General features: G+C 31.8%; 9 protein-coding genes. 1 reads left to right on the forward strand and 8 read right to left on the reverse strand.

The window, feature by feature from the left end:
• Nucleotides 1-506: 506 nt before the first annotated feature.
• A complete protein-coding gene (gene nifH / locus RH99_RS15810) occupies nucleotides 507-1,328 on the reverse strand; it encodes a nitrogenase iron protein (protein WP_010240497.1) in 822 nt (273 codons plus the stop codon).
• Between the two features lie 417 nt (nucleotides 1,329-1,745).
• Between nifH (RH99_RS15810) and RH99_RS15815 the strand changes: the two genes are divergently transcribed.
• Entirely contained in the window at nucleotides 1,746-2,714 is a 969-nt protein-coding gene (locus RH99_RS15815) for a substrate-binding domain-containing protein (RefSeq protein WP_010240499.1), read from the forward strand.
• A 137-nt stretch (nucleotides 2,715-2,851) separates the two neighbouring features.
• On the opposite strand, the gene RH99_RS15820 is transcribed toward RH99_RS15815, so the two are convergent.
• The 7 genes from RH99_RS15820 to nifH (RH99_RS15850) form a co-directional block, all read right to left on the reverse strand.
• Nucleotides 2,852-3,937, reverse strand: coding sequence for a FecCD family ABC transporter permease (locus RH99_RS15820; protein ID WP_010240501.1), 1,086 nt, complete (start codon nucleotides 3,935-3,937; stop codon nucleotides 2,852-2,854).
• A 303-nt stretch (nucleotides 3,938-4,240) separates the two neighbouring features.
• Nucleotides 4,241-5,581: a nitrogenase component 1 gene (locus RH99_RS15825; protein ID WP_010240503.1), complete on the reverse strand. Its 1,341-nt coding sequence runs from the start codon at nucleotides 5,579-5,581 to the stop codon at nucleotides 4,241-4,243.
• Nucleotides 5,566-7,095: a nitrogenase component 1 gene (locus RH99_RS15830; protein ID WP_010240505.1), complete on the reverse strand. Its 1,530-nt coding sequence runs from the start codon at nucleotides 7,093-7,095 to the stop codon at nucleotides 5,566-5,568. Before RH99_RS15830 ends, RH99_RS15825 begins: the two co-directional genes overlap by 16 nt.
• A gap of 124 nt (nucleotides 7,096-7,219) precedes the next feature.
• Nucleotides 7,220-8,605, reverse strand: a complete 1,386-nt coding sequence (locus RH99_RS15835) for a nitrogenase component 1 (protein WP_010240506.1) — start codon at nucleotides 8,603-8,605, stop codon at nucleotides 7,220-7,222.
• 110 nt (nucleotides 8,606-8,715) lie between these two features.
• Nucleotides 8,716-9,060, reverse strand: a complete 345-nt coding sequence (locus RH99_RS15840) for a Fe-only/vanadium nitrogenase subunit delta (RefSeq protein WP_010240508.1) — start codon at nucleotides 9,058-9,060, stop codon at nucleotides 8,716-8,718.
• Between the two features lie 4 nt (nucleotides 9,061-9,064).
• A complete protein-coding gene (gene vnfD, locus RH99_RS15845; protein ID WP_010240510.1) occupies nucleotides 9,065-10,456 on the reverse strand; it encodes a nitrogenase vanadium-iron protein, alpha chain in 1,392 nt (463 codons plus the stop codon).
• A 155-nt stretch (nucleotides 10,457-10,611) separates the two neighbouring features.
• Nucleotides 10,612-11,430, reverse strand: coding sequence for a nitrogenase iron protein (gene nifH, locus RH99_RS15850; protein ID WP_010240511.1), 819 nt, complete (start codon nucleotides 11,428-11,430; stop codon nucleotides 10,612-10,614).
• Nucleotides 11,431-11,765 lie beyond the last annotated feature (335 nt).

An 11,765-nucleotide genomic window follows, 5' to 3' on the forward strand; every position in this document is an offset into this window, starting at 1 on the left:
GGTGTAAGTCTCCTACGCACTCTGTGAAAGCGATTCACACAAAATCAAAAAGAAGATTTTGGTTCTCTGCTTTTCTTCAAGTGGGAGTTCAACGCCAAGTAAGCCATGCATTTGCAGTTCTAAAATTCAGATGGGGTAAAAGAATCCCCACATGAATTAAGAACTTGCTTCAATTAGAAATAATATAAATTAATAAATTCACATTATATAACTATATAAAATAACAAATTATCAATAGCTCACCTTATATAATTAATTCATATAAGTCATCTTCAAATAAATAACAAGTCAGTATACTAGTCTATTTTGAATTATACTACGTTAACAGAACCTTCTGATAGCACCACTATCATCAGAACCTGTTTCCTTGTATATTTCAAAATATACGTCGCATCTTTCACTTGTTATTTATTTTCACATGCCTAAAAGTAATCTTTAAAATAATTTGATGTGAAAAATAAAAGAATAGCCAAAAGCTATTCTTTTATTTAACAAGATCTATACTATTATAAATCTGTAAGACCGTGTTCCATTAATATTTCTTCTAATTTTTCTTGAGACATTGGCTTTGGTACAATGAACATGTCATTTCCATCTATTTTTCTTGCCAATTCTCTATATTCTTCAGCTTGATCTGCTTTAGGATCAAATTCTATAACAGTTTGTTTATTTATTTCAGCCTTTGTTACCATTGGACTTCTTGGTACAAAGTGTATTAATTGACTTCCAAGTTCCTTTGCAAATGCATCTAGTAATTCATATTCATTTGCAACTTTTCTACTATTACAGATGATACCACCTAATCTAATTCCACCACTCTTAGCATATTTTAATATACCTTTTGAGATGTTATTAGCTGCGTATAATGCCATCATTTCTCCACTTGCTACTATATATATCTCTTGGGCTTTTCCTTCTCTCATTGGCATTGCGAAACCTCCGCAAACAACGTCTCCCAATACATCATAGAATACATAATCTAAATCGTCTGTATAAGCTCCAAGTTGTTCTAACATATTTATTGAAGTTATTATTCCTCTTCCTGCACATCCAACTCCTGGTTCTGGACCACCGGATTCGACGCATCTGATTTTTCCAAATCCATCTTTTAATATAGAACTTAATTCTACATCTTCTCCTTCTTCTCTCAATGTATCAAGAACTGATTTCTGTGCAAGTCCACCTAATAATAATCTTGTCGAATCTGCTTTTGGATCACAACCTACTACCATTATTTTCTTTCCCATTGTTGCTAATCCTGAAGTTAAATTTTGAGTTGTTGTTGACTTACCTATTCCACCTTTTCCGTAAATAGCTACCTGTCTCATTCTAAAATTCCTCCCTTTAAATCCTGCACATTCTGATGTAACTATATGAAATAATTATTTTTCATATAAATAAGTTTTCTGCTTATGTATTTAATTATATGTTAGCATTTGTTAAAAGTCAACAAATTCAGGAATTTATTTGATAAATTATTAAGATTAGTTAATAATTTATGTCAATATAACAAATAACGCTCTATATTTTTTTGAATATGTTTTCATAATAAACTAAATCTCTTATTCTAGTAAAATTTAATTAGTTTATTGGCTTTTTTATAAATTAGTTACTATTATATGCTATAATATTAGTAGTATAAATTATAATCATTTTTATAAATAATTTAATATTAAAGTGTTTATTATAAAATAGATATTAGTAATTATAATAGATATAAAATAATCATGGAAGGAAATACGGATATGGATATAGATACAGCTCTTACACCTCAAGAGATTGCGGATATATTAAAAATCTCTAAAAGTACAGTTTATGATTTAATTAAGAAAAAAGAAATAAACTCATATAGAGTAGGAAAAAAGGTGCGTGTTGACTTAAAGGACGTTGAAGCATATAAAAATAAAACTAAGAATATAAAATCCAATGATACTCATACAAGTCCTCCAAACATATTGGCGCATGCATTATCTGATACAATGCCTAAAAATGAAGAATCTTTAGACGAATATAGTTTTGTTATATCTGGTCAAGATCCAATTTTAGATATTTTATGCCGCTATCTTGATTGCTATGCTAATGGAATACGAGTTTTAAGATCCTATCAAGGTAGTTACAACGGCATATACGCACTATACTGTGGGAAAGTTCAAGTAGCAACAGCCCATATTTGGGATGGCAAAACCGGTGAATATAATATTCCTTATGTAGAAAGAATGCTCCCTGGTATCCCTGCTGTAATTGTACGCTTTGTTGGGAGAACACAAGGTTTTTATGTAGCTAAAGACAACCCAAAGGGAATAAAAGGTTGGGATGATTTTAAAAGATCGGATATATTTATAGTTAATCGAGAAAAAGGAAGTGGCACTAGGATTCTATTAGATGAACATTTACGCAAAATGAATATTATTGGTAAAGATATACTCGGATACTCAAGAGAATGCATTTCTCATTTAGCAACTGCTAGTATAATTGCTAGAGGAGGTGCAGATTTAGGTATAGGAAATGAAAAAGCTTGCTCCCAAGTTCAAGGAGTAGACTTTATTCCTATTCAGAAAGAAAAATATGACTTAATTATAAAAAAGGAAGACATAAATCAACCTGAAATATTAGCCATTTTAGACATACTTAAGTCAGAAGATTTCAGAATGGAAGTTTTAGGGATAGGCGGATATGATATTAGTGAAATGGGTAAAATTATTGCCGAAACTTAACTAAAGATGAATTGCTTTAAAATTGATTTCTCGGCGCTAATTTATATTATTGATGAAAGCACTATAGAAATTGCATATCAACAATTTCTATGGTGATTTTATTGTATTTTTGTTTATATTTTCAGTAATCTCTGCTTTTAAGCCCAAGATTTCTTACTCTTTAATAGCAAATACAAAAATAATGGAGCACCAATAATAGAAGTTAATATACCAAGAGGTACCTCCAGGGTAAACATATTACGTGCAAAATCATCCACTAGTAACAGAAATCCACCTCCTATAATCATAGATACAGGTAAAAGTATTTTATAATTTGGACCAACTATAATCCGTGCAATATGTGGAATTATAAGTCCAATCCACGAAATCATTCCACTTATAGAAACCGCCGCTGCAGTAAGCATAGTAGAGCATATAATTATAATCAGTCGCATTCTGCGTGTATCAACACCTAATGTTTTAGCTTCTTCATCTCCAAAAGATAGTATATTTATTTTCCATCTAATAAGAATAAGTGGAACAATCCCCAATGTAAATGGTATAAGAAACATTAGTATGTCACTACCATCAATAACTGACAGACCTCCCATAAGCCAAAATGTAATAGTCGGGAGCTTATTATCTGGATCAGCCAAATACTTAGTAATTGATATAATAGCTGAAAATATATTTGAAACTACCATACCAATTAGTACCAAGAGTACAATTGAGCTTCTATGTCTTCCAATAATAGAACTAATGATATATGTAAGTGCTACAGCTATAAGACCCATTATAAATGCCATTAATTGCATACCCACGCTACCAAAAGATAGTAGTATAGCTATTACGGCACCTACTCCAGCACCAGATGAAGCTCCTAAAATATCAGGTGAAACCATAGGATTTTTAAACAAACCTTGATAAGCTGCTCCAGAGGCCGACAGTGCAGTTCCTATCAATAAAGCTGCAAAAATTCTAGGAATACGCACTTGGAATAATACCATTTCTTCGCTTTTAGGCCAAGTAGCAGGTAGATTTAGAAATTTTCCTATTAAAATATTAAGTAGCTCTGGCAAAGGAATAGCATATCTCCCAAGTGTAAATGATAATAAAAATATTGCAGCTAGCATAATGATTAATATTCCAATAGCAATATTTTTATTTTTTATAGTTTTAACGCCTAATCTAGAAATATTGAACACAACTTTTTCATCTAAATCTATACTTTTTGTATTTTTCATAACACCGCCTCCTAATTTATAGAAACTAATAAGAATATTTAATAATAGATTAAGATTTATGAATTTAAGAGAGGAATTAACTATAGAAGTTAGTCTAATATTTTTTAAGTTGACAAATGAACTATGAGATGTTAGAATTCTTATGGTTTAAATTATTTATTTATGTGATATATTGCTCAAGTTTGCAACCTGGGCAATATTTTTTTATTTGATTATATGTACAAATACAACGAACTCTATTGTACAATTAAAAACTACCGCATTGCTAATAATTGCATAACGATAGTTTTTATTTATAGACTTCTATATACATTTTTCTGCATCTATTTCTTTTGAACGATAAGCTCTTTCCCAGTCATTTGCAATAATCTCAAGAATATTTAACATACCTTTATATCCAAAATAAGCTCTATCCAAATAAACATCCATATTTGTTGGACTAAGGATGTCAAAAGCAATTTTAATTCCAACTTCTTCTGCCATATATTTTTCCCATGCCGATCCCAAAACAGCATCAACATCCATATCTTTAAGAACTTTTTTTATTTGATATCCATCCACTTCAAAAGCCACCTTAGAATCTAGCCCAAGAGATTTCAACTCATCGCCTAGAATTTTACGCGCTTCCGGAGTATTTGATCTAATTAGTATAGCTTCTGGAATCATCTCTAATTCTTCAAATAACATTCTAACCAACCCAATCCCCATAGTAGCATCAGCAGATAGAGCTATTCTACAATTATGATAGCGAGGAATCATCATAAGTGCTCTTTTTCTAAGAATATCTGTAACCATATTCTCACCTTTTTTTATAATTTCTTCTACCTTATCATTAACATTGAAATAATCTCCAAGACATCTCAACCATCTTTCAGTGTTTTTCAAACCAATAGGCAAAGGTATATCATCAAGAATCAAGGGTACACCATGGACACTGCTCATTTCTTCTGCAAACTCATAACCTACATCATGGCTTAAAATAATATTAGCCGTTGCCACACCTGCATTTTCTAAATCCTCAATGGATAAATCCCTAGATAGTACTGTTTGCACTTCAATATCCAAACTTTTTAAAATATCCGTAACCCACTCTAAATCTGCCCACCAAGTAGGATTCAAATTAGCTTGAGGAGCAATTATATTAACACTTTTTTTATTTCTAATCTCAACTTTCTTTATAAAAGGCAACAAAGAATTCAAACCTATATTTAAGCCATCATAACCATTTCCACGAAAGCCACCCGCCATAATTGGAATAAGCCTAGCGTTGACACTGGATTGTAGATCTCTACAAATACCTTCCATGTCCTCACCTATAATATCAGCAGCACAGGTACCCAGTACAAATATAACCTTCGTATTAAAAGTACTATCTGCATCTTTTATTAACTTTTTCAACTTATTTGATGCTCCCATTATAACATCAGATTCAAAAAGACGAGTACATCCTATTTTCCTTTGTGTAAAATCAATTTCATGTGCATCATAAGCGGATCCAACTGTTGCCGCACATCCCTGAGGTGAGTGAATTACAACGCTGGCATTTTTTATTCCTGCTATTACACTTGCTACCCCTTCTAAGGCACAACCTACAATGGGATCTTTACTATCCTTACATTGATCAAAAGTTAATTCATCATACATTGTCCTCTCCTCCTTTTTTGAGCATATACAGTACAATCAGGCAAATCTTGGCTTAATTTAGGTGTTAAAGCTTGTGAAGAAGCCAAACCAGATTCTTTCGGGAACACCATTTCCTTGAATATAGAACTTCTAGGTCTAAAAGAATATTTTAAAGCAGTATTAATACACTTAGCTACTTTTAGAGCTCCTCTATATCCAAATCTTGGGCGATTTAATATAGCATTTAAATCTACCAAAGGAATATTAGGAAAACTTAAAGATGATCCAAAATATACTACAGATTTCGAATCTATCCCTCCTAAGAATGCTAGTAATTCATCTTCTGTCTGCTTCATGGATTCATATTTGCCAAAAGCCAAAGTACCTTTTGTTATTAATATTTCAGGATCCATTCCAGTTTCTAATAGATAATCTATACTTGTTTGTCTTGCTTCAGTACTCCAAGGATGGAAGTTAAATATAATAGGTCTCATCCCAAAATCACTTTTCAACATATGTGCAATAGATAGACATTTAACCGCGTCATGCCCTTCCACAATAGCAATTTTCCCCTGTAAAATCTTTTTACTTTCTTCAAACTCTTCCTTTATCGCATCATATTCTCTTTGCATTAAGGCTTCAGCTTGTTCTTCCATTTTTAAATACTTAGCCGCTCCCCTAATCCATCTTTCTGTAGCAGCAATACCATAAGGAAGTATTGTAGAATTAATAGGCGTTCCATACTTTCCTTTCATTGCTTTACTGATAGCATAGCCTATATCAAGACATAAGGCACAATTAACTGCTACACTAGGTGCATTTTTAATCTCATCTAACGTGCAATCTCCTGCAATAACAGAGTTTATTTTAGCTCCCATACCTTTTATAAGTCTAACTAATTCTTTTACGTCTGTATCCACTTCTGTTCGTTCCGCACCCATTTTTCCACCTACAATATTAACTGTCTGAGCCATTTCTGCTTTAGTTTCTTCAGTAGGTTTATCCATAAGACTTACTATTTCTTTGAATACAAGGTCAAATCCAGTTCTATATTCACCTGAAAATCCCTCACAGTGTATTGACATAAGCTTAGCGTTCACATCAGGCTTCATTCCATCTATAATATTATCTACATTATCGCCTATAATACCGGTAGCACAACTAGTTGCTACAAAAATAACATCTGGTTTGTACTTTGTATCAACTTCTTTGATGGCACCTTTTAATTCTTTTTCCCCACCATAAATAACATTTTTCTCCCCAATATTTGTACTTATTACAGGCTCATATGCAGCTCCACTATTACGACAATTTGTTAGTTTATATGCATGTTTTACTCCATAAGCACATCCACTTGGACCATGAGTAACAATAACAGAGTTCTTAATACCACTTAAAATCTTTGTAGCAGTCCAAAATTTACATGGTCTTGTATGGCTTCCCTGTAAATTAGTTTTAATCTTTCCTTCTTTAGCAAGTTGATATAGCTCACTTAAAGTTCCGTGGAATTCTATACTTTCCGCAACAATTGACATAATATTCCCCCCTAAAAGTTTTCTTCTATACAAAAACACTTATATGTATAGCCAAGTTTCAATTTCAAAACTTGGCTATACACATCAATCTTTAATTTATACATTTTTCTAAAATATTAATTCATTACCAAACATTTAATAACCATTCTTTATTATGTTTATTCTCCATATCTGTAAATAAGGTATTGGCAATAGTTTCTGCAAGGAACTCTGCACCTTTATAACCTACAATAGGATGTTTCCAAAGTCCAGCTCTGTCAAAAGTAGGGAATCCTACTCTAACCATAGGTATATTGTTATCAATAGCAATATATCTTCCTTTTGAATGTCCCATGATTAAATCTAGCTCAATTGATTTATCTTTTATTCTTCTTTCCAATTCCCATAAATCAGAATTACAAATAACTTCTATATTACAATTAGCTCTTTTCTCTAAATCAACAAGCCTAGGATCTTTAGCATACTTTTTATTATCATCACCTAAAAGAAGAAGTACAGGTTCTAATTCACACTCTATACAAAAATCAGCAAGCGCCATTACTAAATCAGGATCTCCATAAATAGCAACTTTCTTATTTGCAAAGAACATGTGTGCAAGATCAGCCATTGCATCTATAGCTTTTCCACGTTCAATAACTAAAGATTCAGGTATTTCTTTACCTGTAAGCTTGCTTATATTTTTAATGAATTTATCTGTATTTTCTATTCCAACAGGCATCGAATCTAATACTGCTGGCACATCAAATTCTTCCTCTAAAAATGTAGCAGCACGTCCACCTTCATATTTGCAAACAGCTACAGATCCAACAGAATTAGCACTGTCAGCAATATCTTCTACAGTTGTACTTCCATAAGCAAGAGCAGACTTGTCAGGCATAATAGGAGCATCAAAGCTTTCAACATCAAGTAATATATTTCCTTCTACTCCCATCTGAGATAAAATACTTTTAACCTCTGCAACATCACCTGGATTAATCCATCCTGTGAATATATTTAACTTCCCATTAGGTTCACCTTTTTTCGCAAGCTCAGTTACAAGTGACAGAACGCCAACATCATATCCACTTACTTGACTACCAGTATAGCTTGGAGTATGCATAGGAATTAACTTAACTTTACAATCTGGATGTTTCTTCTTCCAGCTCATATTTATTTTTCTTATAGTACCTTCAACATCATCACCTATAGTTTCTGTTGAACAAGTAGTAATTATAGGTATAACTTTCAAATCAGGATATCTATTTATAAGAGTTTCTACACCATCTTCAATTCTCTGTGTTCCACCAAAAACAGCAGCATCTTCATGTATTGAAGAAGAAGCAATATCAAAATTTTCTTTGTAATGCTGAGCAAACATAAGTCTTACGAAAGTACAGCATCCTTGTCCACCATGTACCAATGCTATACAATCTTTAATTCCTATACTTGCATATTGAGCCCCACAAGGCTGACAGTTAAAAATAGGATTTATTACACCTGTACGTTCTTTTTTTATAATTGAAACAGACATTTTATCACCTCTCGAATATTTTAGAAAACGCTAGTCTTTTAGAATATATAAGTTGCATAAATAAGATTATTTAAAATAAGTCGTCTGCAACTTATATATTGGGTTTTTGTTTAATAGAATGGGACTCTCAATTCCTCATTTCTACATTTTGTTATAACAACATCAACAAGCTTGTCTTTAACACCACTTAATAATTCACTTGTTTCTTTTTCATCTATTTCCTTTATGAAAGAAAATCTTTCTAATAATTGATCCGAAAGAATTTTTGCATCTGCATAAGAGCATTTTTCTTTAGGTTCTAATTCTTTAGTAGAAATATTCTCTCCGCTTAATAATTTAGGTAGAAAACTGAAAACTCCATTTATATTTTCTTTTCTGTCCTTTTCTCTTGAATGAAATTGCCACAAACATCTTTCTTGAATAAATTCAAGTATTTCATCAATTTTCTTTTCCATATAACTATACCTCCTGCCTGATATCTTTTTTAGATAATCCCCAAAGAGGAGAATTTATAGCATTATACATATCTCTAGCCATATTTACAGATCCTTCAAATCCCATGTAAGGTCCATTATGATATCCATGTCCATTAACATATGGTATCTGTAACTTTTTAACCATCTCGCCTACTCTAGGCCCTGTAAGTACTACATCTGGTTTAATCATTTCCAAAACTTCAAAGAATTCAAGTTCATTTCCATCATCAATGTATATAGTTCCTTTTCTTCCACGAGAAATAACTTTTTCGAAATCTTCTTGATGACCAAACTTAGAAGACATAGCTACTACTTCCATACCCAAATCATCTTCTAAAGCCTTAGTCCAGTGCCACAATCTAGGACCACCTGTCCATATACATACCTTTTTACCAGCTAGTCTCTCTTTATACCACTTTCTCTTTTCTCCCCATTTTGCATCTTCTTCAGCAATTACCTGTTCAGCCTTATCTTCTATACCAAAATATGCTCCTAATTTTCTTAGACCTTCTTTTGCATAGTCATAACCCCAAGTATCAACATCCATTCTTGGTATACCATACTTCTTTTTTAATTCATTAGCTATATACCCTGCTGATCTAGCACAGTTTGTAAGATTTAATTTAGCTCTGTGCATACCTCTTAAGGCATCATAAGTTCCATTTCCAGTAAAGTGACCTATTACCTGTATACCCATTCTATTTAAGTAATCATTTACTACAAAAGTATCACCCTGAATATTATAGTCACCAATGACATTAACAGTATATTCACTTTTTATTTCTGGTTCGTAAGTTCCTATTTTTTCTTTCATCCAGTCTATATTGAATACATGATGTCCCATGGATTGACTCACTCCTGCAAAACCTGGGCACTGTATACAGAATATATCCACATCTCCCAATTCTTCTTCAACTTCTCTAGCAGTAGTTTTTACATCATCACCAATTAACGCTGTAGCACAAGTTACATATACCATCATTCTCTTAACGTCTGGGAAAGCTTTAAAAGCTTCCATTATGCTGTCCCTTAATCTTTTCTGACCACCAAATACAACATTTCCTTCCTTCATGTCTGATGACCAAACATATTTCAACTGAAAATTGTTATTATCACTAGGATATCTTTTTGTATGCCAAGTGTTATAAGTACAACCTATAGGTCCGTGAACTAATTGAATAGTATCTTTAAGTGCACCACCAATTACAAGTTTAGCACCGCAATAACTACATCCTCTCTCTGATAAAGTTCCTGGAATAGTATTTACATTTGAAGCAGGTAAATATTGAGTTAAATCTTCTCCTTCTTCTTTTATATAAACGTGCCTTTCTCTTTCAGGTATCGTTTCATCACATTTAAATAATTTTAATGGCATTTTTATACCTCCATTTTTAATTCTCTTTATTCAATAAAATATTTAATCTAAATTTATTTATATATATTCATTTAATATATTTTGGTTTAAATTACATAAAACTTATAATGATATATTTCTCAAATTTGCAACCTAGAAAAACTAATTTAAATTTATTAATCTACTAATCCATATTGCATTAATATTTCTTCTAATTTTTCCTGAGACATTGGCTTTGGTACAACGAACATGTCATTTCCATCAATTTTGCTTGCTAATTGTCTGTATTCCTCAGCTTGTTCTGCTTTAGGGTCAAATTGTATAACAGTTTGTTTATTTATTTCAGCCTTTGTTACCATTGGACTTCTTGGTACAAAGTGTATTAATTGACTTCCTAGTTCTTTTGCAAATGCATCTAGTAATTCATATTCATTTTCAACTTTTCTACTATTGCAGATGATACCACCTAATCTAACTCCACCACTCTTAGCATATTTTTGTATACCTTTTGAGATATTGTTAGCTGCATATAATGCCATCATTTCTCCACTTGCTACTATATATATTTCTTGAGCTTTTCCTTCTCTGATCGGCATTGCGAAACCTCCACAAACAACGTCTCCTAGTACATCATAGAATACATAGTCTAAATCGTCTGTATAAGCTCCAAGTTGTTCTAACATGTTTATTGAAGTTATTATTCCTCTTCCCGCACATCCAACTCCTGGTTCTGGACCACCGGATTCAACGCATCTGATTTTTCCAAATCCATCTTTTAATATAGAATCTAATTCTACATCTTCTCCTTCTTCTCTTAATGTATCAAGAACTGATTTCTGTGCTAGTCCACCTAATAATAATCTTGTTGAATCTGCTTTAGGATCACAACCTACTACCATTACTTGTTTTCCCATTGTTGCAAGACCTGAAGTTAAGTTTTGAGTTGTTGTTGATTTACCAATTCCACCTTTTCCATAAATAGCTACTTGTCTCATTTAATCATTCCTCCTAAATTTTTGTACATCTAAACATCATTCGGAATTACAAATTCCATATTGATTGTTTTTGTACTGTTTTGTTTGATTATATTTTATTCCTTATAGAATGTCAACAATTTATGAGAATTTTTTATTAATTTATAAAAAAATTCTCTAATTTACTGATAATATATCAAATAATAACGATTACATGGAAATTGTATTTTCCTATGCTACTATACTACTTATAAAATAACTTATATAACTGTATACCTTGGGATAAAATTAATATTATTTTTTTATATTTTCCAATTGATTATATTTTGTACACATTGTATAATCATATTAAATTA

Origin of the sequence: Clostridium arbusti SL206 (assembly GCF_000246895.1) — a bacterium.
GTDB classification, from domain to species: Bacteria; Bacillota; Clostridia; order Clostridiales; family Clostridiaceae; genus Clostridium_I; species Clostridium_I arbusti.